The organism is Leisingera sp. MMG026 (assembly GCF_021654205.1).
In the GTDB taxonomy this organism is placed as follows: Bacteria; Pseudomonadota; Alphaproteobacteria; order Rhodobacterales; family Rhodobacteraceae; genus Leisingera.
Genome location: NZ_JAKFZM010000003.1, coordinates 124,231 through 149,091, shown reverse-complemented (window position 1 = coordinate 149,091; position 24,861 = coordinate 124,231). Strand labels below are relative to the sequence as shown.

At 60.7% G+C, this 24,861-nt stretch carries 24 protein-coding genes; 4 read left to right on the top strand and 20 right to left on the bottom strand.

Annotation, left to right across the window (positions count from 1 at the left end; all coding sequences use genetic code 11):
- Positions 1 to 79: 79 nt before the first annotated feature.
- Positions 80 to 805: an alpha/beta fold hydrolase gene (locus tag L1069_RS02955; protein ID WP_129371278.1), complete on the top strand. Its 726-nt coding sequence runs from the start codon at positions 80 to 82 to the stop codon at positions 803 to 805.
- On the opposite strand, the gene L1069_RS02950 is transcribed toward L1069_RS02955, so the two are convergent.
- Entirely contained in the window at positions 802 to 1,374 is a 573-nt protein-coding gene (locus L1069_RS02950) for a DUF6151 family protein (protein WP_129371277.1), read from the bottom strand. The two genes, L1069_RS02955 and L1069_RS02950, sit on opposite strands and share 4 nt — an antisense overlap.
- A 4-nt stretch (positions 1,375 to 1,378) precedes the next feature.
- The gene (gene phaZ / locus L1069_RS02945; protein WP_134830119.1) at positions 1,379 to 2,653 is read right to left on the bottom strand and encodes a polyhydroxyalkanoate depolymerase; all 1,275 of its coding nucleotides are present in this window, start codon (positions 2,651 to 2,653) and stop codon (positions 1,379 to 1,381) included.
- Positions 2,654 to 2,786: 133 nt separating this feature from the next.
- Between phaZ and phaC the strand changes: the two genes are divergently transcribed.
- Positions 2,787 to 4,589, top strand: a complete 1,803-nt coding sequence (gene phaC / locus L1069_RS02940; RefSeq protein WP_237454727.1) for a class I poly(R)-hydroxyalkanoic acid synthase — start codon at positions 2,787 to 2,789, stop codon at positions 4,587 to 4,589.
- Between the two features lie 132 nt (positions 4,590 to 4,721).
- Entirely contained in the window at positions 4,722 to 5,171 is a 450-nt protein-coding gene (locus L1069_RS02935) for a phasin family protein (RefSeq protein WP_129371274.1), read from the top strand.
- Between the two features lie 94 nt (positions 5,172 to 5,265).
- On the opposite strand, the gene L1069_RS02930 is transcribed toward L1069_RS02935, so the two are convergent.
- Together L1069_RS02930 and L1069_RS02925 are read right to left on the bottom strand one after the other, a co-directional pair.
- Entirely contained in the window at positions 5,266 to 7,017 is a 1,752-nt protein-coding gene (locus tag L1069_RS02930; protein ID WP_237454726.1) for an adenylate/guanylate cyclase domain-containing protein, read from the bottom strand.
- 114 nt (positions 7,018 to 7,131) lie between these two features.
- The gene (locus tag L1069_RS02925) at positions 7,132 to 7,431 is read right to left on the bottom strand and encodes a hypothetical protein (RefSeq protein ID WP_237454725.1); all 300 of its coding nucleotides are present in this window, start codon (positions 7,429 to 7,431) and stop codon (positions 7,132 to 7,134) included.
- Positions 7,432 to 7,689: 258 nt separating this feature from the next.
- On the opposite strand from L1069_RS02925, the gene phaR reads away from it, so the two are divergent.
- The gene (phaR, locus tag L1069_RS02920; protein ID WP_129371271.1) at positions 7,690 to 8,244 is read left to right on the top strand and encodes a polyhydroxyalkanoate synthesis repressor PhaR; all 555 of its coding nucleotides are present in this window, start codon (positions 7,690 to 7,692) and stop codon (positions 8,242 to 8,244) included.
- Positions 8,245 to 8,427: 183 nt separating this feature from the next.
- On the opposite strand, the gene L1069_RS02915 is transcribed toward phaR, so the two are convergent.
- The 16 genes from L1069_RS02915 to L1069_RS02840 all read right to left on the bottom strand — a co-directional run bounded on the left by L1069_RS02915 (position 8,428) and on the right by L1069_RS02840 (position 24,482).
- Entirely contained in the window at positions 8,428 to 8,622 is a 195-nt protein-coding gene (locus L1069_RS02915) for a hypothetical protein (protein WP_237454724.1), read from the bottom strand.
- Positions 8,623 to 8,675: 53 nt separating this feature from the next.
- On the bottom strand, positions 8,676 to 9,197 hold the full coding sequence (locus L1069_RS02910; protein ID WP_134830115.1) for a hypothetical protein: 522 nt from the start codon (positions 9,195 to 9,197) through the stop codon (positions 8,676 to 8,678).
- Positions 9,198 to 9,289: 92 nt separating this feature from the next.
- Positions 9,290 to 10,495 (bottom strand): aminotransferase class I/II-fold pyridoxal phosphate-dependent enzyme, encoded by a 1,206-nt coding sequence (locus L1069_RS02905; RefSeq protein ID WP_237454723.1) that lies wholly within the window; start codon positions 10,493 to 10,495, stop codon positions 9,290 to 9,292.
- A 138-nt stretch (positions 10,496 to 10,633) separates the two neighbouring features.
- A complete protein-coding gene (locus L1069_RS02900) occupies positions 10,634 to 11,944 on the bottom strand; it encodes an FAD-binding oxidoreductase (protein WP_237454722.1) in 1,311 nt (436 codons plus the stop codon).
- A gap of 105 nt (positions 11,945 to 12,049) precedes the next feature.
- Positions 12,050 to 13,408: a glutamine synthetase family protein gene (locus tag L1069_RS02895; RefSeq protein ID WP_129371266.1), complete on the bottom strand. Its 1,359-nt coding sequence runs from the start codon at positions 13,406 to 13,408 to the stop codon at positions 12,050 to 12,052.
- The gene (locus L1069_RS02890) at positions 13,408 to 14,088 is read right to left on the bottom strand and encodes a type 1 glutamine amidotransferase (protein WP_237454721.1); all 681 of its coding nucleotides are present in this window, start codon (positions 14,086 to 14,088) and stop codon (positions 13,408 to 13,410) included. Before L1069_RS02890 ends, L1069_RS02895 begins: the two co-directional genes overlap by 1 nt.
- A gap of 60 nt (positions 14,089 to 14,148) precedes the next feature.
- A complete protein-coding gene (locus tag L1069_RS02885) occupies positions 14,149 to 15,468 on the bottom strand; it encodes a glutamine synthetase family protein (RefSeq protein WP_237454720.1) in 1,320 nt (439 codons plus the stop codon).
- Positions 15,469 to 15,665: 197 nt separating this feature from the next.
- Complete coding sequence (locus tag L1069_RS02880) at positions 15,666 to 16,472, bottom strand: ABC transporter permease subunit (RefSeq protein ID WP_129371263.1); 807 nt, start codon at positions 16,470 to 16,472, stop codon at positions 15,666 to 15,668.
- Positions 16,469 to 17,353 (bottom strand): ABC transporter permease subunit, encoded by an 885-nt coding sequence (locus tag L1069_RS02875; RefSeq protein ID WP_129371262.1) that lies wholly within the window; start codon positions 17,351 to 17,353, stop codon positions 16,469 to 16,471. Before L1069_RS02875 ends, L1069_RS02880 begins: the two co-directional genes overlap by 4 nt.
- A gap of 108 nt (positions 17,354 to 17,461) precedes the next feature.
- Positions 17,462 to 18,169: a transporter substrate-binding domain-containing protein gene (locus tag L1069_RS02870; RefSeq protein ID WP_129371261.1), complete on the bottom strand. Its 708-nt coding sequence runs from the start codon at positions 18,167 to 18,169 to the stop codon at positions 17,462 to 17,464.
- A gap of 46 nt (positions 18,170 to 18,215) precedes the next feature.
- Positions 18,216 to 18,995 carry an ATP-binding cassette domain-containing protein gene (locus tag L1069_RS02865; protein WP_129371260.1) on the bottom strand — a complete coding sequence of 260 codons (780 nt, stop codon included), beginning with the start codon at positions 18,993 to 18,995 and terminating at the stop codon, positions 18,216 to 18,218.
- Positions 18,996 to 19,138: 143 nt separating this feature from the next.
- On the bottom strand, positions 19,139 to 19,903 hold the full coding sequence (locus L1069_RS02860; RefSeq protein ID WP_237454719.1) for a PhnD/SsuA/transferrin family substrate-binding protein: 765 nt from the start codon (positions 19,901 to 19,903) through the stop codon (positions 19,139 to 19,141).
- Complete coding sequence (locus L1069_RS02855) at positions 19,900 to 20,340, bottom strand: TerB family tellurite resistance protein (RefSeq protein WP_129371258.1); 441 nt, start codon at positions 20,338 to 20,340, stop codon at positions 19,900 to 19,902. Before L1069_RS02855 ends, L1069_RS02860 begins: the two co-directional genes overlap by 4 nt.
- On the bottom strand, positions 20,340 to 20,801 hold the full coding sequence (locus L1069_RS02850; protein ID WP_237454741.1) for a TerB family tellurite resistance protein: 462 nt from the start codon (positions 20,799 to 20,801) through the stop codon (positions 20,340 to 20,342). Before L1069_RS02850 ends, L1069_RS02855 begins: the two co-directional genes overlap by 1 nt.
- A gap of 41 nt (positions 20,802 to 20,842) precedes the next feature.
- Positions 20,843 to 21,136 (bottom strand): DUF1330 domain-containing protein, encoded by a 294-nt coding sequence (locus L1069_RS02845; RefSeq protein ID WP_129371257.1) that lies wholly within the window; start codon positions 21,134 to 21,136, stop codon positions 20,843 to 20,845.
- 184 nt (positions 21,137 to 21,320) lie between these two features.
- On the bottom strand, positions 21,321 to 24,482 hold the full coding sequence (locus tag L1069_RS02840; protein WP_237454718.1) for a valine--tRNA ligase: 3,162 nt from the start codon (positions 24,480 to 24,482) through the stop codon (positions 21,321 to 21,323).
- Between the last annotated feature and the right edge of the window lie 379 nt (positions 24,483 to 24,861).

Sequence of the window (24,861 nt, the reverse complement as noted above, 5' to 3'; positions counted from 1 at the left end):
GGGAGGTTTTTCTTGATCCAGGGGGCGGATCTTCGCAGAGTTGAAATATCGGGTGGAAGGCAAACCGCGAGGGCAGGATATGCCTTATGACCAGCAACCGTGCCGCGAACCATTGGTTCTGCTGCCGGGGATGATGTGCGACGGCCGGATTTTTGACGCTCAGGTCCGGAGTTTTTCCGGCAGTATGCCGGTGATGGTGCTGCCGCTGGCGGGCGGCGACACGGTGGAAAAGATCGCTGTCCGGATGCTGGCACACCTGCCGCCGCGGTTTTCTCTGGCGGGTGTGTCGATGGGCGGACTCCTGGCGATGGAGCTGCTGCGCCGCGCACCGGAACGGATCAGCCGGTTGTGCATCATGGGGGCCAGCCCGCTGGCAGAGACGCCGGAGCAGGCTGCCGACCGGGAACCGCATATCATAGCAGCCCGGACCGGACGGCTGGAGGATGTGCTGCGCGACACCCTGCCGATGGAGGCGCTGGCGCCGGGGCCGGGACGGCTGGAGGTCCACAATCTGTTCTGCCGCATGGGGATGGAGCTGGGGCCGGAAATGTATGTGGCGCAGGCCCGCGCGCTGCAACGGCGGCCGGATCAGCAGGCAACGCTGCGGCGGGCGCATGTTCCCACTCTGGTTTTGGGGGGAGAGCATGACACGATCACCCCGGTTGCCAAACACCAGTTGCTGGCGCAGCTGATCCCGGATGCGCAGCTGCAGGTGATCCCCGAAGCCGGGCATATGCCGGTGCTGGAACAGCCGGATGCTGTGAACCGGGCGCTGCTGCACTGGCTGGCGGTGCCTGTTTCTTAAGGGGAGAGTTTTGCGCGCTGGTCTTTGCTGAGCAATTCGGGTTCAGCTGCCGGCTTGCCTGTTTCGGCATTAAAGAACGGCGTTTCCCGCCACTTGCCGGACAGCCGCGATGTGATCATCCGGCTGAGGATGCCCCAGGCCATGACACCGCCGCCCTTGGTCCGGGACTGTTTGCCTGTGACTGGGAGGAAAGCCTTGGCGCGGATTTTGCCAAGTGCGGATTTGTCCTCGAATAAGTCCGAGCGCATCCCGGCAAAGGGCAGCGTGGGTTTGGCCAGCGTGTTGGCAAAAGGCGTGCCGCAGCAGGCGGCGTACCAGCGCAGCGGGCCGCGGGGGCCAAGGCGCAGCGCTTTCAGATGCGCCGCGCCTTGGGTGATGGTGATGCTGTCCGGTGCCAGCTGAAACAGGTCCACCGGATCCGGCGCCGGGTCGGGCTGGCCGTGGTACAGCTCATTGGCGCGGCAATCGGCACAGTAGCAGACAACACGGGTGCCGCCCTTGATGCCTTGCGCGGAAACTTCACCACGCAAGGTCCCGCAGTTGCAGGAAAACGCCAGCCCGCCGCCCATGCCGTCAGGCAGCCGTGTTCTTGTTGGCCGGTTTGCGGCCTGGTTTCTTGCGGCTGTTTGCGTTCATGAAATCAATCACCAGCGGACGGATATTGTCGCGCCAGCTGCGGCCGGCAAAGATGCCATAGTGGCCGGCACCCGGCTCCAGGTGGCTGGCCTTCATGCTTTCAGGCAGTCCGGTGCAAAGATCCAGCGCCGCGACACATTGGCCGGGGGCAGAGATATCATCCTTGGCGCCTTCGACAGTTTTCACCGCAACATTGGTGATCTTGCCGATATCGACCTTGTGGCCGTTGACCACAAATTCGTTGCGGGCGATCTCGCGTCTTTTGAAGACACGCTCGACGGTGGACAGGTAGAACTCGGCTGTCATGTCCATGACGGCAAGATATTCGTCGTAGAAACGGTTGTGGGCATCGTGATCCGAAGCCTCGCCGCGGGAAACACGGTGGATCTGGTCCATGAATGCCTTGGAGTGGCGCTCGCCGTTCATCGACATGAAGGAGGACAGCTGCAGCAGGCCCGGATAGACCTTGCGCCCGACACCTTTGTTTTTGTAGCCGACACGCTGGATCATGGTTTCCTCCAGCTGGCCCATGGTGACGCGCCGGCCAAAGTCAGTGACCTCGGTCGGGGTGGCGTCCGGGTCCACCGGGCCGCCGATCAGGGTCAGGGACGACGGCTGCGCCTTGGGGTCCTGTTCGGCCAGATAAGCGGTCGCGGCCAGGGTCAGCGGCACTGGCTGGCAAACCGCGACAACATGGGTGTCGGGGCCCAATTCGCGCATGAAGTCGACGAGGTAGAGCGTGTAATCCTCGACGTCGAATTTTCCTGCGGAAACAGGTATATCGCGGGCATTGTGCCAGTCCGTCACATAGACTTCGCAATTGACGATCAAGCTTTGGACGGTGGACCGCAGGAGAGTGGCATAATGACCGGACATCGGCGCAACCAGCAGCACCTTGCGCGGCTGTTCCTCGCGTCCGTTGACCTTAAAATGGATCAGATCTCCGAACGGGCGTTCGACAACAGTGGTTATGTCCACCAGATGGTCCTTGCCGTCTTCGCAGGTGAAAGTGCGGATACCCCAGTCCGGTTTCACCACCATCCGCTGGTAAGTACGTTCCGTCACTTCACCCCAGGCGGCCATCCAGCTGAGCGCAGGGTTTGGCAAGGCGGAAAAGACCGGGTAAGATGCCATGGAAAGGGCGGTTGCGCCCAACCATTGGTTGGTGTTCCGGACGGTCTCCATCAGATCGTAGGTCATCATGTATCGCATGCGTGTCTCCTTCGGGTTCTGCCCCTGCGTCATCGGATCGTCAAATCCGGAACATTGGACCAATCGCCGCTTTGCCCTGAAAAATGCAGAAGAGTATTCTGCATAGCAGAAAGCCTATGAGGGATTCTTTTATATGACAACTAGTGACGAATTATCCGCAGCACCCAATTCTGAGAGCATTGAAAAGCTTAAGGAAAACATGAGCCGTGTTGAGGAGCTGACTAAGCGTCTGGCCGATGTCATGTCCCGGAAGACCCCGCATAACGCCGCTTTGGACGGTCCGAATCAAGAGCTTTATGCGCGTGCAGCAACTGCGTATTGGACCGAAGCGATGCAGAACCCTGCCAAGATCCTGGAACAGCAGGTGGCATACTGGAGCAAATCGGTGCTGAATTTCGCCGAAGCGCAGAAGGCCTTGGCGGGTCAATCGCAAAGCACGGATGACGGCGGCGCCAGGGACCGCCGGTTTTCGAATCCGCTGTGGGAGAGCAGCCCGTATTTCCACTTTGTGAAACAGCAATACATGACCAACGCCGATGCGATCCGCAACGCGGTGCAGGATGCAGACGAATTGGACGGCAAGGACAAGCAGCGGCTGACGTATTTTGCCGACCAGATCATCGAGATGATGTCGCCGACCAATTTTCTGCCCACCAACCCGGATGCGCTGGAAAAGGCTGTTGCGACCGAAGGCCAGTCGCTGATCGACGGGCTGGAGAACCTGGTCACCGATCTGGAAGCCAACAATGGCGAGTTGGTGGTGCGGCTGGCGGATGAAAGCGCCTTTGAGCTGGGCGGCAATATCGCCACCACGCCCGGCGATGTGGTTTACCGCAACCGGATGATGGAGCTGATCCAGTACAAACCCGCGACGGAATCCGTGCATGAGATCCCGATTGTCCTGTTCCCGCCCTGGATCAATAAGTTCTACATCCTGGATCTGAAGGCACAGAACAGCATGATCAAATGGGTGACCGAGCAGGGCTATACCCTGTTTGTCGTCTCGTGGGTCAACGCGGATGCCAGCCATGCCGAGGTGGGGATGGAGGATTACATCCAAGAAGGCATCCTGACCGCGATTGAGACCGCCAAGGAGATCTGCAAGGTCAAGCAGGTGAACGCCGTGGGCTATTGCATCGCCGGCAGCACGCTGAGCCTGACCTTGTCGCTGCTGAAGCAGCGCGGCGACACTTCGGTGAAATCGGCGACTTTCTTTACCACGCTTACCGATTTTGGTGATCAGGGCGAATTCACGCCGTTCCTGCAGAATGACTTTGTTGACGGGATCGAGGCGCAGGTGGAAGAGGAGGGGCTGCTGCGCTCCTGGGTGATTGCACGCACCATGTCGTTCCTGCGCTCCAAGGATCTGATCTATGGCCCCGCTGTCAAAAGCTACATGATGGGCGAGACCCCGCCGGCCTTTGATCTGCTCTATTGGAACGGCGATGGCGCCAACCTGCCGGGCCGGATGGCGGTGCAGTATCTGCGGGGCCTTTGCCAGAACAATGAATTCGTTGGCGAGGGGTTCGAGCTGATGGGGCACAAGCTGCATATCAAGGATGTGGATGTGCCGCTGATGTCGATCACCTGCGAGACCGACCATATCGCCCGCTGGAAAGACTGTTACCGCGGCGTGCAGCAAATGGGATCGCGCAGCAAAAACTTCATCGTGTCGGAGTCCGGCCATATCGCGGGTATCGTCAACCCGCCCAGCAAAAAGAAATACGGTCACTACACCAACGCTGATCTGAAAGGCGATAGCGAAGCCTGGATGGCAGGGGCGGAATACCACGAAGGCTCCTGGTGGCCGCGCTGGAATGAGTGGCTGAAAAAGCGGTCCGGCAAGCAGGTTCCCGCCCGCGACGTGGGAGATTCGGGGTATCCGTCTTTGATGCCGGCCCCTGGGTCTTATGTGAAGGTCAAGGCAAACCGTTGATTTGACGGGATTTGCGATTTTTTTCTGCACTGCAGCATCAAAAACCTTGAAATGCTGCAGTGCGGCACGCATATTCCTCTCATGCTAAGAGCGCAGGATGGTCCTGCTGCAGCTTTCTGAGGAATTAGAACTATGGCAAAGACCCAAGACTTCACCGCGATGATGAAAGACTTCATGGGCGCATTCCCGGTCGACACCAAAGCGATGGAAGACGTATTCAAAAACACCGCAGCCCTGAACGAGAAGCTGTCCGCCGTTGCGCTGGACGCTGCCGGCAAATCCGCTGAGCTCTCGAACAAGTGGACCAAAGAAACCATCTCCAAGCTGGGCGATGTGTCCAAAGTCAAAGCCGACCCGGCCGACTATGCCAAAGCCGCAACCGATTTCGCCTCCGCTTCTGCTGAAGTGGCTGCTGAAAACATGGCTGCCTTTGCTGAGATCGCCAAGAAGGTCCAGATGGAAACCGTTGAACTGGTGATGGCTGCCGGCAAAGACATGGGCGAAGAAGCCACCGCAGCTGTGAAAAAGGCCACCGACGAAGTGACCTCTGCTGCGAAAAAAGCTTCGGCTACTGCAAAGTAAGATCGACCACAGACCGGCCCTGGCTCTCCTCCCTGACGGAGCCGGACTGTGAGAAAGGGCGGGCCGCAAGGCCTGCCCTTTTGCCGTTCAGGGGTCAGTCCGGCAATCCGGCCCGCCGCAGACCGTCGCAGTAGTGCTCAAGATCTGCTGCTCTGACAAAGGGCATGGTCTTGCTTATGCGGGCGAGCGAAAACTCCGGCTCCAGGCCAAGGATGCGCCCGCATTCCCGTGCTGCCGCAGCCCTGTCTCCCAGTTGTGCATAGCAGGCAGCCAGATGGCGGTGCGGGGCCGGAAAGCCGGGAAACAGCCCGACAGCCTTGTTCACTTCTGATATGCCAGGGCGGTACTCCCGGCACATATACAGCGCCAGCCCCCTGAACCAGTGGAAGTAGGTTGGATGGAACGGGTTGCGGCCAGAGGCTTGATCCAATTCGGCAAGGGCCATTTCGGGCTGGCCCCGGTATACATAAGACAGGCCGCGGAAAGCCATAGCGTCAGTGTCGTTCGGGTTCAGGGCAAGGGCGCGCTGGAAATGGTCTTCTGCCAGAGAAAATTCGCCCTTGAACAGATGCATGACGGCCAGGCGGCGCTGCACGGCGCTGTCCAGCGGGTCGATACGGGCGGCGCGGCGCAGATACGGGAAGGCCTGATCCAGGGTGGCTTCAGGGGACAGGCCCCAGCCGCTCATCCATTCGACCAGAAATGTGAGCGCCAATCCGGAATAGGCCGACGGGTTCCCAGGATCGCTGTCACAGGCATTCCGGTACAATTCCCGGCATTGATACAGTGTGTCCCGGGTGTCGAGGATCAGAGCTTTGGCTTGCAGGACCAGTTCCTTGGATGTCCAAGGGCCGCCGCTGGCCAGAACTTCGGCTGATATCCGTTTTGCGGTGGCCTGCAACTGTCCGGCCAGGGTTTGGGTGATTTGCCGTGCCAAAGCGTCCTGAAGGCTGAACCCGGCCTGATTTTCCAGATCGTATTGTTCACTAAGCAGCGTTGTACCGCTGTAGCCATCTGCCAGCGAAACAGCGACACGCAATTGTCCGGACCGTTGCCGCACCGTGCCCTCAACCAGGTAACGGACGCCCAATTCCACTGCAGCCAGGGATGTTTCAGATGCGCTGCCGGCAAAGCGGAGTGCAGTGGTGCGGGAAATGACACGCAGCTCACGGAACCGGGAAAGGCCAATGGTCACGTCTTCGGTCAGGGTTTCGCCCAGACTGTCTGCACCGGGTGCAGCGGGGGATTTGTTCAGGAAAGGCAGAACGGCCACGGACACTTCGTAGGCAGGGCCTTCGGCTTCAAAGCGCGGCATCGGGTTTTCGGCTATGCGGAAGATCCGCACCGGGTCTGAGATGTTGCGGATAACCTGCAGGCCGAGGTCGTCAAAGGCTGCATTGATCCTGCCGCGGACCTGTTCTTGAACCGTGCCGGAAACACAGATTTCACCAGGTCCTGCAAGGCTTTCGAGGCGGGCGGCGATATTGACGCAATTGCCGAACAGATCGTCCCCGGCAGCAATGACGGTTCCTGTGTGAATTCCCATTCTCAGGTGCAGATGCGGCGGAGGATGGCTGGCCGCCGCGGCAGCGGTCCGCTTGGCAATCAGCAAGGCGGCTTTCACCGCTTGCACGGAAGTTTGGAACTCCAGCAGAAAGCCGTCGCCCTGTGATTTGACAAGCCGGCCTGAATACTGCTGTGCGGCTGGCACGACGATATCGTCCGCAAGAGTGCGAACGGCAGCGACCGCTTCCGCCTCCCCGGTCTCAACCAGTGCGGAAAACCCAGCCACATCAGCGATTAAAACAGCAGCTTGTCTTTGTCTGTCCCCTTGGTCAGCCATCATTCCCGCTACCACAGACTCGAAAAGACTCTGCCTGAATTATATCACATCAAGCCCTGTTTGCTGCACCTCAATTGCAAAATGTTCGATTTTTGTTCATGGAAAGCTACCTTGAGGTCAAAACTGCGCATTGCGGAAACTGGTGTATTGCGGCTCCCAGCCGGTCATTTGGCGCAGTTTTGCAGACCCCATCTGCTGATCCAATGCCGGCCCCTCGGCCCAATCGCCGTATTTGATCAGCACGTGGCTGAGGCTGCGCACATCACAGCTGGAGTCATGGTCCTGGCGCCGGGCAATCCCGCGGGTGATCTTTGCCATTGGCACGCCGGTTTCCGCTCTGGCATTGAAGTGGCCTTTTAGCTTGGGGCGCTCCATCAGCAGACGGTAGGCGCGGGCAGGATCCGCACGTTCGACCAAGGGCCTGCGGGTTGCGATACTGCCCCGGATCTCAAACGGTATTCTATGACGGGCAGCCTCCAAGTAGCGAAAAACACGCCGCCATCCGGGTGATAGACCATCGCCGGGTGAATCACCGCAGTTGAACCTGCAGGGGCTGCAACGGCGGTGCAACAGGGCTGTCCGGAACAAATGTTGCGGAAAACATGCGAAGGCTTCCCTTTTGTTCTGCGCTGGCATAGGCTTTGCTGCAATGCGTCATGACCGGGGAGGGAAGACATGGCAGAGCAGGACAAACCCTTGCTGATCAAGCGGTACGCGAGCCGCAGGCTTTATAACACCGAGACCAGCGATTACGTCACGCTGGAAGATATCGCGGGGTTCATCCGGGAAGGGCGGGAAGTGCAGATCGTCGACCTGAAAACGGGCGATGACCTGACACGGCAGTACCTGCTGCAGATCATTGCAGAGCATGAAAGCCGCGGCGAGAATGTACTGCCGGTGAATGTTCTGAACGACCTGGTGCGCAGTTACATGGTGCCCGGCGGCGGGGTAATGCCGCAGTTTCTGCAGTCTTCCTTTGATATGCTGCGCGAAAGCCAGTCCAAGATGATGGAAAACATGAGCGCGATGAATCCGATGGCCAAGATGCCGGGGTTTGAGGCGATGAAGGCGCAGCAGGAAGCGTTTCTGAAGGCAATGACCGGCGGCCTTGGCGGGGCCGGCTGGACCGGCGGCGCACCCGGGGAAGAGAAATCCGAAGGCGGCGAGGACCTGGACGACATCAAGAAGCAGCTGGCTGAGCTGCAGGAAAAACTGTCCAGGATGAAGTGAGGCGATTGGCGGCAGCGGGGGACTGATCAACAGGGGCTCCCGCCTGTTCGCAAACAGTCTGCGACTGTTCCTTACAGTTGGGCGTGGCACCGCGGTGCGGTGTCATTCGCTTTTTATACGGTTTCTGCGCAAGATTTGCAGCGCCCGTGCGCTGCGCGGGGGGCCGGACGCCGGGATCGGCGGTCAGGCGCCCGGTTTGATTTTCAGGACATTGTGCAGCCGGTGGTACGGCGCATTCTTGACGATTTCGTCCAAATCGCTGGTTTCCGGTTGCGGTTTGGAGCGATGAAACAGATAGGCGCTTGCAGCAAAAGACAGGGTGCAGGCCCCGGCAATTGCGCTGACGATGACTGTTTCCATTCCCATGGCTTCAAACATGCTGTTCTCCGGTTTCAGGACCAATATAGGCATGGAGTGCTGAAATTTCCATATCACTTTGCACTGCCCGTGTTCTTTGCGGCTTCCAGCACATGGCGGGCCAGTGTTTCCGCGGCTTCTCGTTCTTGCGTTTTGATCCGCCGCCGCGCCCTACCGCCGAGGCGGGATGCGGTGGCGAAGATGAAACCTGAAAAAGATAAAAGGGTCAGGCCAAAGGCCAGCCCGCCCGTTACTGTGCCGGCAATGGCGGCGCCGAAGCTGGCCAGAAGCGCGCCGGCTGCCAGGCGTTGCGACCATTGTCCGATCACCTGATCGGCATCCTGCGCCTGGGCTTCTGCATCTCCGGCCCGTGTGGCGAAGGCAGTCAGCAGATCCGCCACGGTAAGGCCGGTTTCCGGGTCGTTCGCGGCCCCGATGGCGGCCAAAAGCGCAGCCCGTTCACTGCTGCTGGTGGAAACCGCGCGGATGACTTGCGTCAGCGCGTCTTCGCTGACGGGATCGCCCATGCTGAGCGCATTGGCCATCGCAACCAGGGCTGTGGCCGGGCGCCGTTCGAATTCGGGAAGCGGGGTCATGGCGGCAAACTGTACGGCGCAAGCCAGGATTGCAATCAGGAAAACCCCGGCATAATGCCGGGGCAGTATCTTCTTTAAATCACCTGTGGCGTTCAGGCTGCGGCCTTGGCCATGGTCTCCTCAACCGCGGACAGCAGAATGTCTGCAATCACATCCAATTCGGCATGGGTCAGGCGCACCGGCAGGCGCACGTCGCAGGCCTTCATCAGCATGGCGCGGGTTTGCGGCAGATCGGGCTGATCGCGCAGGAACTGCCAGTTCCAGAAGGCGCGGGCGTTGTTGGTAGAGAGGCCGAAGACCTGCACCTTGACGCCCTTGGTTTCTGCCGCGCTGGCAAAGGCGCGGGTCTGCGCCTCGCTGAGGCCTGCCAGATTGAACTGGATCGAATCCGGCGCGCGGCGTTCAGGGGCCAGCGGTGCGGGCACGTCAAAGAAAGGGGAGGCATTCAGCCGTTCGGCCACATAGTCATGGTTGGCCAGCCCGTCGCGCACCCGGCGCGCCAGTTCCGGCAGCTGCGGGCGGATCACGACGGCGGACAGGTTGCTCATCCGCAAGTTATACAGCGGCAGCTGGTTCTGCCACTTGGCAAAGGCCTGCTCCAGATCCGGGGTGTTTTCCCCATGCGGGCCCTTGTGCTTTTTCCAATTGTGTTCATAGGCGCCGGACATGATCACGGCGCGGGCAATCAGATCGGCGTCATCGGTGACCAGGGTACCGCCTTCGCCGGCGTTAACCATCTTGTAGGACTGGAAGGAGAAGCAGCCAACCTTGCCGATAGTGCCGATATTCCGGCCGTTCCAGGTGGTGCCCAGCGAATGGGCCGCGTCCTCGACCACCGGGATGCCGCGGGCATCGCACAGCGCCATGATCGCATCCATGTCTGAGGTATGGCCGCGCATGTGGCTGATGATCACCGCCTGCACGCTGTCCAGCTTGGCCTCGAAATCTGCCATGTCGATGCGGTAATTCTCGCCCACTTCGCACAGCACCGGCACGCAGTCGGCGTGCACAACCGAGGACGGCACGGCGGCAAAGGTGAAAGCGGGGATCAGCACGCGCGCGTCGCGCGGCAGGCCAAGCGCTTTCAATGACAGGAACAAGGCGGCGGAGCAGGAGGAGACTGCCAGCGCATATTTGCTGCCCAAAAGGTCCGCATATTCCTGTTCCAGCAGCGTGACCGGAGCGTTTTCCGGCGCGGTGTAGCGGAACAGGTCGCCCGACTGCATCAGGGCCTCGATTGCCTCAAGGGCGGCTGCGGGAATGGGTTCAGCGTCATGAACGTTGGGCGGCAGAGCCATATTTCAAAATCCTGAATTGTTGCTTCAGGAAATGTAAAACTAGATGCCGGAAATGCCAAGAGGCGACGCGGCGGAAAATGCAGGCGCAGGCGAAATTTCACAGAAATGTTGCGGAGTTGCGCGGAAACCGGCCTGGGGTCAGACCCCCAGCCGGTCGCGCAAGGCAAACCAAGTCATTGCCAGCACCAAGAGCGGCGAGCGCATCCGCGGCCCGCCCGGGAAGCGCGGGGCGGGGACGCGGGCCAGGGTGTCGAACCCTTCTGCCTGTCCCTGTATCGCCTGCGCCATCAACTGGCCTGCATGGGTGGCGGTGCCGACACCATGGCCGGAGTAACCGGAGGCAGTCAGCACATTGGGCGCCAGCCGCGCCAGATAGGGCATCCGCTTCATGGTGATGCCCAAGGTGCCGCCCCAGGCATAGTCGACCCGGACGTCCTTGGTATGCGGGAAAATCTGCTGCATCGGTTTGCGCACCGTGGCCTCAATATCGGCAGGAAAGCGGTAGCCATAGCTTTCGCCGCCGCCGAACAGCAGCCGCTTGTCATGGCTGAGACGAAAGTAGTTGACCACGAATTTGCTGTCCGCCACGGCAACATCGCGGGCGAGCACCCGGGCCGCGTCTTCTCCCAGCGGTTCGGTTGCCACGATGAAATTGTTGATCGGCATCACCCGCGCGGCGACCTGATGATTCAGCCCGCCAAGATAGCCGTTGCAGGCCAGGATCAAGTGACTGGCCGTTACCGTCCCGCCTGCAGTCCGCACCCGGACCTGCGCGCCTTCCTGGGTGTCCAGAACCTCGCTTTGCTCACAGATCTGGGCCCCCGCATCAGCGGCCGCCCGGGCCAGGCCCAGGGCATAGTTCAGCGGGTGCAAATGGGCGGCACCCATGTCCAGCGATCCGCCCTGATAGGCAGGCGAGGGGCAGATGGCGTGCAATCCAGCCTCATCCAGCGGCTCGATCTGATCGTAGCCGTAGCGGTTTTGCAGATGTTCAGCATAGGCGTGTTCATGGGCTGCTTCGCCTTTGGAGAAACAGGCATGGGCAATGCCGGGGGTCAGATGGCAGTCGATGCTGTGCCGGGAAATCAACGCTTTCACCAGATCCTTGGCATCTTCACCCAGCTGCCAGAGTTTTAGCGCGTCGGCCTTGCCCATCAGCGCTTCCAGGCCGTCCTGTTCCATCCGCTGGCCGCTGCCAAGCTGGCCACCATTGCGGCCCGAGGCACCAAAGCCCACGCGGTGCGCTTCCAGCAGCACAACACGCTGCCCGGCCTCGGCCAGATGCAGCGCAGCGGACAGGCCGGTATAGCCGCCGCCGACGATGCAGACATCGGCCGTCACGTCGCCATCAAGAGCCGCGAAGCGATCCATAGGCGCGGCTGTTGCCGCGTACCAGCTGTTTGGATACTCGCCCTTCCGGTCATTGGAATAGAGCAAGTTCATGCCCATAGCACACCTCTTTCCGGCGCAGTCATCCGCCGGGACAGCCTGCACTTCATCTTTCTAAAAATACTCAATTGCATTGGCGCTGCACCGGGGCGCAGCGCCGGAGGTTTACACGTTCATCAGCAGATGTTCGCGCTCCCAGGGAGAGATCACCTGAAGGAATTCGTCATATTCCGCGCGTTTCACGATGGAGTAAACGCGGGCGAATTCCGGGCCCAGAACCTCATGCAATTCAGTGGCCTCGTCAAAAAGATCCAGCGCCTGACCCATTACTTGCGGGATATCGCCTTCGCCCTCATAGGCGTCGCCCTTGAACTGCTTGCGCGGGCGCTCCTCGTTGATCAGGCCAAGATAGCCGCAGGCCAGCGACAGGGCGATGCCCAGGTACGGATTGCAGTCCATACCGGCGATGCGGTTTTCCACCCGCCGCGCCGCTGGGCCGGACAGCGGGATCCGGATGCCGGTTGTGCGGTTGTCACGCGCCCATTCCAGGTTGATCGGGGCCGCGTGGTCCTTCACATACCGGCGGTAGGAGTTCACATATGGCGCCATCACTGCCAGACCCGCGGGCAGGTGGTTCTGGAACCCGGCAATGTAGTTGTAAAACGCGTCCGTCTCGCCGCCCTGCGGGCCGGAGAAGATGTTCTCGCCGGTTTCCATATCCAGAACCGAATGGTGGATATGCATGGCTGAGCCCGGTTCATCTTCGATTGGCTTGGCCATGAAAGTGGCAAAACAGTCGTGGCGCAGCGCCGCTTCGCGGATCAGCCGTTTGAAGTAGAAGACTTCATCTGCCAGTTTGACCGGGTCGCCGTGCAGCAGGTTGATCTCCAGCTGGCCGGCGCCGCCTTCCTGGGTGATGCCGTCGATTTCAAAACCCTGGGCCTCGGCGAAATCATAGATATCGTCGATCACCGGACCGAATTCATCCACCGCAGTCATCGAATAGGCCTGGCGCGCCGCCGCCGGGCGGCCGGAGCGGCCCATCATCGGCTTGATCTCATGCGCAGGATCAATGTTGCGGGCAACCAGGAAAAACTCCATTTCCGGCGCCACTACCGGCTTCCAGCCCTTGTCGTGATAAAGCTGCACCACCCGCTTCAGCACGTTGCGGGGGCTGTAGGGGATTGGTTTGTCGTGCCGGTCATAGGCGTCGTGGATCACCTGCAGCGTCCAGTCGCCGGTCCAGGGCGCCGCCGTGGCCGTGGACATGTCCGGCTTCAGCGTCATATCCTTTTCGATCCAGCCGTCCTCGTCCGCGGCATCAGCCCAGTCGCCGGTGATGGTCTGGTAGAAGATGCTGTCGGGCAGGTGGAAATAGTCGGTTTTTGCGAATTTCGATGCCGGTACCGCCTTGCCACGGGCGATACCGGGAAGGTCCGAGATAACGCATTCAACTTCGTCGAGACGACGGCCCTCCAGATAGGTTTTTGCTGCTTCGGGAAGGGCGTCGAGCCAGGCTGACATTACGTCCTCTCTTTCCTGTAAAATTCTGCGAGGAGGGTTGCGATTTCTTGGTTGTCCACGGGGGCGTCCAGCTCGGCGGCTGCACGGTCCAGCAGGTCGTCCGGCACCACGCCGCGGCCGCGTTTTTCAATCAGGCCGCCGACAAAGGCGCTGGGAAATTCGGGGTGGGGCTGCCAGGAGATGATGTGGTCGCCATAGGCCAGGATACCGTTCTGGCAAAAGCCGTTGCCGCCCAGCACGCGGGCCCCTTGGGGCCGTTCCACCACCTGATCCTGATGCCAGGCATTGAGGGTCAGGTCCTTGCCGTCCACCTGATAGGTGACACGGCCCACGGCCCAGCCGCCCTCGAACTTCCTGACCTTGCCGCCAAGCGCCTGAGCAATGATCTGATGGCCGAAACAGATGCCGGCCAGCGGCTGTTTCCTGGCGTTGATCTCGCGGATCAGATCCTCCAGCGGCGGGATCCAGGCGTGGTCTTCATAGGCGCCATGCTTGGAGCCGGTGATCAGCCAGGCGTCGGCCTCATCGGCGCTGTCCGGCAGCACCCCGTCCACCACGGCCCAGGTTCGAAATTCAAAGCCGTTGCCGTCCAGCATGTCGCGGAACATGCCGTCGTAATCTCCGAAAGGGCCGAACAGATCTTCGGGGGAGTGGCCGGTTTGCAGGATACCGATTTTCATAAGTCACCAGATTTGATCAAATTGAGCCTAGCTGAGGGGGCTGAAGCTGGCAAGGCGGCTCTATACCGCTTCCAGCCAGGACAGCCAATGGCTCTCCCGGGGGCGCTCGGCAAAGCCTGTCAGCTCTTGCCGTTTGGTCATCACCAGGTTCCGGATGGCAAGTTCCGGCAGCACACGGGCGATCAGCGGGTCGGTCTCAAACCAGTTGATCGCGGTCTCCCAGTCGGCGGCCAGCTGCGGCAGGCCCTGGATCTCGTAGATGTTGCCCTCGGACGGAGCGGGCGGCTGCATCTGATCTTCGATCCCGGCCAGGGCAGAGCCAAGCACGGTTGCGAGCATCAGATAAGGGTTGATGTCGCCGCCGGCGACGCGGTGTTCGATACGGCGTGCCTTGTGGCTGCCGCCGGGGATGCGGATGGCGGCGGTGCGGTTCTCGTAGGCCCAGGCAGCGCTGACGGGCGCATGGGCGCCAGGCACCAGCCGGTCATATGAATTACCGTGCGGGGCAAAGATCAACGAGCTGGCGGGCATCGCCGCCAGACAGCCCGCCACCGCGTGCATCAGCAGGTCCGACCCCTTTTCGCCGCCGTCGTCAAAGACGTTGCTGCCGTCCTGATCCTCGACCGAGAAATGCACATGCATACCATTGCCGGCTTCTTCAGCATAAGGCTTCGCCATGAAGGTCGCGGCAAAGCCGTGTTTGCGTGCAAGCCCTTTTACCAAGGCCTTGAACAGCCAGGCATCATCGGCGGCCCGCATCGCCTCCTGATGGTTCAGGTTGATCTCAAACTGGCCCAGGCCCGCCTCGGAAATTGCCGATTGGGCAGGAATGCCCATGGCCTCAGCGCCGTCATAAAGATCCGTGAAGAAGTCGTCGAATGCGTCCAGCTCTGCCACCGACAGCACCGACTGCTGATCCAGCTCACGGCCGGTCTGCGGGTCGATTGGCGGGGCAGGGCGGGGGCCGCTGTCATCCAGCAGGCTGAACTCCATCTCAGTGGCGGCCACAACGCTCCAGCCGCGTGCCGCATAGCGCGACAGCACATCAGCCAGCACATGCCGGGGATCGCCAAGGAAGGCAGTGCCATCTTCCCAGTACATCGCCATCGGCACCAGCGCCGAAGCGCTTTTGAGCCAGGGCATCGGAACGGCGCCGCGTTCAGTCGGCAGCATCACCCCGTCGGCGTCGCCGGTTTCAAACACCAGCGGATTGTCTTCCACATCGCGGCCCCAGAGATCGACATTGAGGGTGGAGATCGGCATCCGTGCCGCGCCGCTGTCCAGCTTGGCGGCCATGCCCGCAGGCAGGCGCTTACCGCGCATCTGGCCGTTCATGTCACAGGCGGCAATGCGTATGGTCTTCAGTCCGGACAGGTCCATAGGGGGCTCCATGAATGCGTTGCGCCAACCCTAGCGCAGAGAATTGCATTCGCCAAGATAATTTGATCAAAAGTTTGAGGCGCTCCGCCGGCGGCCCCCGTCTTGCAGGAGAAAACCCTGCGGTGCGTGGCACCGAGTGCGCCCCGTATGATCCAGCGTTCCCCAAAAAAATGGCTCCCGAAGGAGCCATTCTGCAATCAGCGGATCAGGTTGATCTTCAGCCTGGTGCGGCTGCGACGCTCTTGCGGCAGATGCCGGTTCAGCTGTTTGTTCACAAAACCGAACACCGAGATAACAACCAGTGTCAGCAGAATGAAGTAGAAGGCCAGGATCGGGTAGGGGACAAAGGGGTTAAAGGTCTTGTCCGCGAAATAGCTGGCGTAGTACAGCGCATCGCCCTTTTGCTGCCAGGCCGGAAAGCCCGAAAAGAACACCAGCGTGGTGGCGTGGAACAGGAAGATCGCCTCGTTGGTGTAGGCAGGCCAGGCCAGCCGCATCATGGTCGGGAAGGTGATGCGGCGGAACCGGGTCCAGCCGGTCATGCCATAGGCGTCCGCAGCCTCGATATCGCCCTTGGGTATCGACAAAAGCGCGCCATAGAAGATCTCGCCCGAATAAGCCGCGGTGTTGAAGAACAGCACAACCAGCGCGCCCAGCCAGGCCGAGGTGAACGGATCAAAGAAGCTGGAAACGCTTTTAAGGCTGAGAAAGCAGGCGTAGGCAAAGAAGAACTGGATGAACAGCGGGCTGCCGCGGAACACGAAGATGAACCACTCGGCCGGCTTGCGGAACAGCGGGTTGGGGCTGGATTTTCCAACTGCCAGGGCCACCGCCAGGAAGAAGCCGGTCATCAGGGCAATGATGCCGAAATAGATATTCCAGATCATGCCGGAGCCGATCAGGGTGAAGTGCTCGCACAGGGTGTATTCGCCCTTGGGCAGCAACCGTTCGCCAAAGCCCAGGGAACGGAAGGCATAGGCCTGGATGGTTTCAACGCAACTCATGCCGCGGCCTTTCTTTGTGCTTCGCCTGCTGCGGTTGCCTGGCCCTTGGTCAGACGCTTCATGATCCGGTCCAGGGCGACTTCGGACAGTTTGGTAAAGCACAGGTAGAACACCAGCAGCGCGGCGAAATACCAGACATGCCAGTTCGGATGCGGGTAGTCGGTGAACCTGGCGGTCTTGGTGCCGCCCAGCTCCCGCGCCCAATAAACGATGTCCTCGACCCCCAGCAGGAACAAAAGCGGCGTGGCCTTGATCAGCACCATCCACAGGTTCGACAGGCCCGGCAGCGCATAGACCCACATCTGCGGCACCAGAATGCGCCAGAAGGCCTGTCGGCTGGTCATGCCATAGGCCTCGGCGGTTTCGATCTGCGCCCGTGGCACGGCGCGCATGGCGCCAAACAGGACGTTGGCGGCAAAGGCGCCAAACACGATCGAGAAGGTCAGAACCGCCAGGAAGAAGCCGTAGGTTTCATGCACCCATTGCGGTGCGGTGGACAGCGGCAGTTTCGCCGCGTCGCAGACCACAAAGTCGATACCCTGCCGGACCGGTTCGTCCCACTCCGGGCATTTCACCTTGTGGCGCATCCACTCGAACGCCTGATCCAGCGCGATAACGAAGAACAGGAAGAAGGCAATATCGGGCACGCCGCGTACAATGCTGGTATAGCCCATGCCGAACCAGCGCAGCGGCAGGAATTTGGAGCGGGCGGCACTGGCAGCGCCAAATCCGAACATCAGCGCAACCGGGGCGGTAATGGCCAGCAGGGTCAGGACCACAAAGACCGAGATATATAGGTTCAAATGCTTGCCGGTGGTCAGGTAGCAGCTGAGCCAGCTCAACCCCTCAAGCGTCGATGGGTCCGTGCAATAGGAAAACATAAGTGGGCCTGTCTTTCTCTGTTCACGCCCGGCGCGCGGCACCGGATGAGAATGAATGAGGCCCGCGCGCCGCGGCGGCGGGCCTGCAGATCCTGTAACAGGATCAGATTACCACTGGGAGGAAACTTCCCATTTGGCGATCAGTTCGTTCAGCGTGCCGTCGTCTTTCATGGTCTGGATCGCCGCGTCGAAGGTGCCGCGCAGCTCGGCGTCGGATTCACGGAAGCCCATGCCAACGCCGCCGCCCAGTGCTTCGGATTTCTCCAGCATCACCAGATCGTCGCCCACAACCGTGTCGAGGAAGCTTTTGTCCGCCAGTACTGCGTCTGCTTCACCGTTGCGCACGGCTGCGACGGTTTCTTCCGGGGTGGCGAATTCAACCAGGGTCCAGCCCTGCTCGGCAACAAAGGCGGCCTGAATGGTGGTCGCCTGGGCCGCAATCACGCCGCTTGTCAGGTCAACGTCTGCCGACTGGGCCACATAAGCGGACGGATCCGGCGGCGTGTAGGGCTGGGTGAAATCAATGACTTCGTCGCGCTCGTCGGTGATCGACATACCGGCGATGATGGTGTCGTAGTTGCCGGAAACCAGGTTCGGAATGATCGAATCCCAGTCGTTTTTGACCCATTCGCAGGTCAGTTCGGCACGCTTGCACAGCTCATCGCCCAGCTCGCGCTCAAAGCCGTCGATCTCGCCCGCGTCATTGACGAAGTTCCACGGTGCATAGGCGCCCTCGGTGCCCAGGCGCACGGTGTCCGCCAGGCCCATGCCTGCGGTCAGCGCCAGGGCGGCGGTGCCAAGGATCAGTGATTTCATGTATTTACTCCCGTTCTGTTTGGTTTTTGGGTCTGTTTGTTATTGCTTATTGGCCGTGCCGGGTCGAGGACAGGAACGCCCTCAGCCGCGGTGAGCGGGTGTTGCCGAACAATTCGTCCGGCGAACCTTCTTCTTCGATCAGCCCCTGGTGCAGGAACACGATGTGGCTGGAAACATCCGCCGCCATGTTCATGTCATGGGTCACGATCAGCATGGTGCGGCCCTCGGCGGCGAGGTCCTTGATCACCTTGACGACTTCCTGCTCCAGCTCGGGATCGAGCGCAGAGGTGGGCTCGTCGAACAGCAGTGCTTCGGGTTCCATGCACAGGCCCCGGGCGATGGCAGCGCGCTGCTGCTGGCCGCCCGACAGCTGCGCCGGGTAGACATCGCATTTGTCGCCGATGCCGACCTTGGCCAGATAGTGGCGGGCTTTTTCTTCGACCTCAGAACGGTCGCGGCCCAGCACTGTGACCGGTGCCTCCATCACATTCTGCAGGATGGTCATATGGGCCCAAAGGTTGAATTGCTGGAACACCATCGACAGATTGGTTCGGATGCGCAGGACCTGTTTGGCGTCCGCCGGGCGGCGGTTCAATCCCTGGCCGGACCAGGTGATCGGCTCATCTTTGAACCGGATTTCGCCTTGCTGGCTGTCTTCCAGCAGGTTGCAGCAGCGCAGCAGGGTAGACTTGCCTGATCCCGAAGACCCGATCAGCGAGACCACGTCGCCTTTGTGGGCGGTGATATCAACGCCTTTGATCACTTCCAGCTCGCCATAGGATTTATGCAGGCCGCGGATTTGCAGAACGGGCGAAGTATCGGTCAAGGTGTCTTTGTCCCTGTAAGTGGAAATTCGTTCTTATTGGACCGAAAAAAAGACCGAATGCAACGTTCAAACCGCACAAGCCGACGCCGCAGGCGCCGAAATGACCGGATGAGCCGCCATTTCGGAAGCGGGCGCTGCGTCAGTTACGCAGCACGGATGCGCTGTTCGGTCAGCACGGGGCCGGGCGGTGTCGGCACCGCCAGGTAGTCGCTGGGAGCAAACTGCACCAGCCCTTTCAGATGCAACAGTGTCTTGGTGTCTTCGTCCAGCGCGCGGATTGCAGCTTCGATGGCAGTAAACAGCGCCTGCGGGTCCTGGTTCAGGGCGGTGATGTAGGGCAGGGTCGGGGTTGGCTCAGTGCGTTCAATTTCGGTCAGCCCTTCGGCGAACACGTCGTGCGTCTTGACCAATTCCCAGGTCAGCGCGTCCAGGGCCGCAAAATCGGCCCGGCCCTCGGCAACGGCTTGCGCCGACAGGCTGTGGCCGCCGGTCTCCAGCAGCGCACCTGGCAGGATGCTGCGGTCGTGCAGATGAACCATCGGTGCGGCCCAGCCGGATTGCGACAGCCCTTCATTAAAAGCAAAGCGGCGCCCGGAAAAGGCAGACAGCGGCCGACCCGCGTCCGTGCTGCGGGCAATAAAGACGCTGTTGTAATAGCCTGGCCGACAGCCCGGCAGGCCGTAGTCCGGGGTGCCCGCCAGCTCCACCTCGCCATATAGCCGGGTGCGGTACGGGCAGCCGCAGGTCTGTGACAGCAGCAGCTCCGGCGATTTCCAGACCTCCCAGAAATCGGCGCCACGGGTCAGCTGTTCCGGCCCGTGGCCCAGTTGCGCGCGGATCAATGCCCAGAACCGGTCGTTGGCCGCAGCCGTTTCCGGACGGTCGTACATTCCAAGATGAGCAATCATAAACCAGCCTCTGCCCGTTTGCGCGCCATTGCGCTGTCTACATCCGAAACTCCCAGCAGACTGGCGGACAGCCGCAGCAGAGCATCTTCATTTGCATCGCGGTGGCCATCGGCCAGGGCCACCTGCCACAGCGCTTCAATCACACCCGTGCGGTCCTCATAAGCCACGGCGTCCTTGATCGCGCGGGTGAAGCGCACAGTGTCAGGCGCCTCGGCCTCCATCGCTTCAGCCTGTTCGCGCAGTATCAGAGCCCCGCCGGTGTCCAGGCGGTAGCGGGTGCACAGGATCCGGTCGATCCGGTCCTTTTCCACCTCGGAATAATTGTGGTCCGAGCGGGCAATCCGAACCAGCAAGGCGGTCAGGGCAAGCCGCGCGCCCTCATCATCCAGCGGCGCGGGCGCAGGGTCCAGCAATCGCTGCAGGAGTTCCTTGAACATCAGGTTTCCTCCACTTTGCCGCTGAATTTCCCGACCGCGCGGGCGCGGGCTTTCTGGCTGTCGGCATAAGACAGCCCCATCGCTTTGCGGGCTTCTTCGACGATGGTGACTTCGCCCGCGTGCTCGTTGCCGTCGGCCAGCACCACTTCCCACAGCGCGTCCATCGCGGCGAGCCGTTCCTCCAGCCCGGTGGTCTCGCGGATCAGCCGCCCGAAGGTGTCGGTTTCCGGCGCCGCGGCATGCAGCTTTTCGCAGGTGGCGCGCACCTTGGCGGCCTCGATTGCGTTGTGCTGGTAGAGCCGGGCAAGGATCCGGTCGATCAGGCTGATTTCCTCCAGCTGATAATCGCGGTCGGACTGCGCCACCCGCACCAGCAGGGCACCCAGTGCCAATTCGGCATCCGGGTCCGGCAATCCCGGGCGCTCAGTCGGGCGGAACGCTTGGAAGAATTTCTTAAGCAGGGGCATCAGCAGACCTCGGTCAAAGCGGCTGGGCGGGCGGGTTAATCGCCGTACCCTTCTATGATTTGCATATCACCCGACGAGACCAGATCGCGAAAGGCCTTGGCGTCCTGATAAGCCATGGAATCATAGCAGGCTTTTGCAGTTTCGAAATCCTTGAATTCAAGGACAACAGTGCGCGATCGGAACGCGCCTTCGCGCACCTCGCGCTCGCCGCCGCGTATCAGGAACTTTGCACCGAACTCGGCCAGCACCGGCCTGGCTGCAGTCTTATAGTTCTCATAGCGCTCCATGTCCTGCACATCCACATGGGCCACCCAGTATCCTTTGGGCATGGGCTGCAGCCTCCCTTCTTTTTATGGTTGAGTGCAGGCTGATACAAAAGCGCGGCAATGACAATGGGGCGGTTGTTAAGAATTTCCCCGTTCCGCCGAAAGTGCGCCTGGTTCAAGGGCTTGCCGCGGAATGCAAAACGCCCGCCGGAGAGGGCGGGCGTTTGAAACATGCTTAACAGCCGGTTCAGCCGATCTCCGCCAGGCGCGCCAGGGCTTCTTTGATCTTGGCTTCCTCTTCCTCGCGCAGGCGGAGGTTCTCGCGGGCTTCGGCAACCACATCTTCCGGGGCCGAGGCCGCGAACTTCGGGTTGTTCAGCCGCCCGCGCAGCCCTCCCAATTCCTTGGCGAGCTTGCCCAGGGTTTTCTCCAGCCGCGCCTTTTCGGCATCGACGTCGATCACATCCGCCAGCGGCAGGCCAAAGGCGGCGCCGGGGGCAGCAACAGACGCGCAGCCCTTGGGGAAGCTCTCCACCTGCTCCAACGATGTGATGCGGGCCAGTTTCTGGATCATCGCCTCGTTCTTCTCCCAGGCGGAACGCGCCTGATCGGAGAATTCGGTCACCACCATCGGAATCTTGGCGCCAGCGGGCACATGCATTTGCGCGCGGGTGGAGCGGATGTTCTCAATCGCGGTGATCACCCAGTTCATTTCGGCATCCGCATCGGCATTGACCAGCTCGGTGCCATAGGTTGGCCAGTCTTCATGCACCAGCATGTTTTCGCGCTTGGCGGTGTTGCCCCACAGCTCCTCGGTGATGAAGGGCATGATCGGGTGCAGCAGGATCATGCACTGATCCAGCACCCAGCCCAGCGTCTGACGGGTCTCAGTGATCACCGCCTCATCCTCGGAGGTGAATAGCGGTTTCGACAGCTCAATGTACCAGTCGCAGACCTTGCCCCAGGTAAAGGCATAAAGCGCATTGGCCGCGTCGTTGAAACGGTAGGCCTCCAGCGCTGCGTCCACTTCGACCCGCACCTTGGCGGTCTCACCAATGATCCACTGGTTTACGGCTGCCTTGGCATCCGGGCAGTCATAGGCCGGGGTGTTTTCATCATAGACGTTGTTGAAATGGGCAAAGTTCACCGCATTCCACAGCTTGGTGCCAAAGTTCCGGTAGCCCTTGAGGCGTTCCATATCCAGCTTCAGCACGCCGCCAAGCGCCGCCATCGCGGCAGAGGAGAAGCGCAGCGCGTCGGCGCCGAACTCGTCAATGATCTCCAGTGGATCGACCACGTTGCCAGTGGATTTCGACATCTTCTTGCCCTTGGCGTCGCGCACCAGCCCGTGCAGGTAGACAGTGTCGAAAGGGATCTGGTCGACGACCGCCAGTTGCATCATCATCATCCGGGCAACCCAGAAGAACAGAATGTCCTGACCGGTGACCAGCGTCGAGGTCGGGAAGTATTTCTGCATCTCGGCGGTGTCTTCCGGCCAGCCCAGAGTGCCAATCGGCCAGAGACCGGAGGAGAACCAGGTGTCAAGCACATCGGGGTCGCGTTTTAGTGGGACCATAGGCATCGGGCGTGCGGTGGAGGCGCTATCGGTGTCCAAAACGAAGCCGTGCAAGTACAGCTTGTCCCCGATTTCGGCCAACTTGGCATGTTGCTCCCCATAGTATGCGTAGGCACGCTCAAAAAGCTCTTCTTCGCTTGCTGCACAAAACGCGACCGGGTTGTCGAAGTTGTACCGCCAGCGGGTCTCGTACTCTTCTTCGTCGAAGTCTTTCCTACCTGGCCAATGGATTGGCCCTTCGTCGGTCTCCAGCGAAGGCTCAGGATACTTTTTGACGAGGTAGGGTTCGTCCAAGATTTCAACGCTAGGCCCGTACCAAACCGGGATTTGATGGCCCCACCACAGCTGGCGCGAGATGCACCAGGGCTCGATGTTCTCCAGCCAGTGGTAATAGGTCTTCTCGCCGCTTTCCGGCAGGATCTTTACGTCACCATTGCGCACCGCATCCAGTGCTGGGCCGACAACCTTTTCCGCGTCCACGAACCACTGATCGGTCAGCATCGGCTCAATCACAACCTTGGAGCGGTCGCCGAAGGGTTGCATGATCGGTTTGCTCTCGACGTAGGGTTCCTGCGCCTGAACGTCTTCGCCGGTCTCGGGATCGGTCTTGGTGATGGTCTGCGTCACCGCCAAGCCTTCGCTGGTGATTTGCTCCACCACTAGTTTGCGGGCTTCGAACCGGTCCAGACCGCGCAGGTCGTCCGGCACCAGGTTGATGGCGTCGGCTTCATTTTCGGACAGTGTCTTCTCACCCTTGGCCACGGCCATGGCGAGGGTGGCGGCAGCGTCATAGCTTTCGCCGTCAGCCCGCATCTGGCCGCGCATATCCATCAGGCGGTACATCGGAATCCGTGCGCGCTTGGCAACCTGATAGTCGTTAAAGTCATGCGCGCCGGTGATCTTCACCGCACCCGAGCCAAAGTCCTTGTCCGGGTATTCGTCCGTAATGATCGGGATCAGGCGGCGCTGTCCCTTGGGGCCGACCGGGATTTCACACAGCATGCCAACGATTGGCGCGTAACGTTCGTCTGAGGGATGCACGGCCACCGCGCCGTCGCCCAGCATGGTCTCGGGCCGGGTGGTGGCGATGGAGATGTAATTGCGTTCCTCGCGGAAGGTCACATTGCCGTCTTCATCTTTCTCCAAATACTCATATGTCGCACCATTTGCGAGCAGGTATTTGAAGTGCCACATATGGCCCGCGACTTCCAGGTTCTCGACTTCAAGGTCAGAGATTGCAGTCTCGAAATGCGGGTCCCAGTTGACCAGCCGCTTGCCGCGGTAGATCAGCCCCTTGTTGTACATCTCCACAAAGACCTTGATCACGGCGTCGTGGAAGTTGGGGGAGTTCTCGTGGCCGGTGCGGGTGTCGCCATGCGCCCCCGCCATGGTGAAGGCGGTGCGGGAGAAATCGCAGGACGCGCCGAGGCGTTTCAGCTGCTCAACAATGGTGCCGCCGGATTTCTCTTTCCACTCCCAGACTTTCTCCAGGAATTTCTCGCGGCCCAGTTCGCGGCGGGAGGGCTGCTGGGTCTTGGCCAGTTCCCGCTCAACAACCATTTGGGTGGCGATACCCGCATGGTCGGTGCCGGGCTGCCAGAGAGTGTCGAACCCCTGCATACGCTTCCAGCGGATCAGGATATCCTGCAGGGTGTTGTTGAAGGCATGGCCCATATGCAGAACACCGGTCACATTCGGCGGCGGGATCATGATGCAATAGGCGGAGGCCTCCGGCTTGGCATTGGCGCCGGCCTTGAAACAGCCCGCTTCTTCCCAGGCCTTGTAAAGGCGGCTTTCGGCTTCCGCCGCGTTGAACGTCTTTTCCATCGCCATCGCTGTGATCCCTCATGCAAGTGGCCGATCAATTACCCAATGGAGGCAGGAAGGGGAAGGCGGATTTTCCCGCAAGTGTCCCGTCTGCGGCTGGCAGAGCGCCATTGGGTATTTAAGACCAGAAAGAAGCGGTAAGATTTCGTTAACTGGAATCACGGCACTCTTCTTATGCGGTACAGGCTGGGGAGCCGATGACCGCACCAGGAAGAAGCTGCCCTCGCTCCTGGCAGGATTATCCCTTGGCGGACGGACGGCCAGCGGGCAAGGGCGCTTCGCTTGCTGCTTCTTTCTGGTCTCAAATACCCAAATTCCGCGCCGGAGGCGCTAAAGCCAGCGCGCGCGCCTTGGGCGCGCTCAGCTTTGCTCCGGTTACAGCTTA

Bases quoted from the DNA above. Each gene is read 5' to 3' on its own strand.
- L1069_RS02955 (WP_129371278.1), top strand. From the start codon at position 80: ATGCCTTATGACCAGCAACCGTGCCGCGAACCATTGGTTCTGCTGCCG.
- L1069_RS02950 (WP_129371277.1), bottom strand. From the start codon at position 1,374: ATGGGCGGCGGGCTGGCGTTTTCCTGCAACTGCGGGACCTTGCGTGGT.
- phaZ (WP_134830119.1), bottom strand. From the start codon at position 2,653: ATGCGATACATGATGACCTACGATCTGATGGAGACCGTCCGGAACACC.
- phaC (WP_237454727.1), top strand. From the start codon at position 2,787: ATGACAACTAGTGACGAATTATCCGCAGCACCCAATTCTGAGAGCATT.
- L1069_RS02935 (WP_129371274.1), top strand. From the start codon at position 4,722: ATGGCAAAGACCCAAGACTTCACCGCGATGATGAAAGACTTCATGGGC.
- L1069_RS02930 (WP_237454726.1), bottom strand. From the start codon at position 7,017: ATGATGGCTGACCAAGGGGACAGACAAAGACAAGCTGCTGTTTTAATC.
- phaR (WP_129371271.1), top strand. From the start codon at position 7,690: ATGGCAGAGCAGGACAAACCCTTGCTGATCAAGCGGTACGCGAGCCGC.
- L1069_RS02915 (WP_237454724.1), bottom strand. From the start codon at position 8,622: ATGTTTGAAGCCATGGGAATGGAAACAGTCATCGTCAGCGCAATTGCC.
- L1069_RS02910 (WP_134830115.1), bottom strand. From the start codon at position 9,197: ATGACCCCGCTTCCCGAATTCGAACGGCGCCCGGCCACAGCCCTGGTT.
- L1069_RS02905 (WP_237454723.1), bottom strand. From the start codon at position 10,495: ATGGCTCTGCCGCCCAACGTTCATGACGCTGAACCCATTCCCGCAGCC.
- L1069_RS02900 (WP_237454722.1), bottom strand. From the start codon at position 11,944: ATGGGCATGAACTTGCTCTATTCCAATGACCGGAAGGGCGAGTATCCA.
- L1069_RS02895 (WP_129371266.1), bottom strand. From the start codon at position 13,408: ATGTCAGCCTGGCTCGACGCCCTTCCCGAAGCAGCAAAAACCTATCTG.
- L1069_RS02890 (WP_237454721.1), bottom strand. From the start codon at position 14,088: ATGAAAATCGGTATCCTGCAAACCGGCCACTCCCCCGAAGATCTGTTC.
- L1069_RS02885 (WP_237454720.1), bottom strand. From the start codon at position 15,468: ATGGACCTGTCCGGACTGAAGACCATACGCATTGCCGCCTGTGACATG.
- L1069_RS02880 (WP_129371263.1), bottom strand. From the start codon at position 16,472: ATGAGTTGCGTTGAAACCATCCAGGCCTATGCCTTCCGTTCCCTGGGC.
- L1069_RS02875 (WP_129371262.1), bottom strand. From the start codon at position 17,353: ATGTTTTCCTATTGCACGGACCCATCGACGCTTGAGGGGTTGAGCTGG.
- L1069_RS02870 (WP_129371261.1), bottom strand. From the start codon at position 18,169: ATGAAATCACTGATCCTTGGCACCGCCGCCCTGGCGCTGACCGCAGGC.
- L1069_RS02860 (WP_237454719.1), bottom strand. From the start codon at position 19,903: ATGATTGCTCATCTTGGAATGTACGACCGTCCGGAAACGGCTGCGGCC.
- L1069_RS02855 (WP_129371258.1), bottom strand. From the start codon at position 20,340: ATGTTCAAGGAACTCCTGCAGCGATTGCTGGACCCTGCGCCCGCGCCG.
- L1069_RS02845 (WP_129371257.1), bottom strand. From the start codon at position 21,136: ATGCCCAAAGGATACTGGGTGGCCCATGTGGATGTGCAGGACATGGAG.
- L1069_RS02840 (WP_237454718.1), bottom strand. From the start codon at position 24,482: ATGGCGATGGAAAAGACGTTCAACGCGGCGGAAGCCGAAAGCCGCCTT.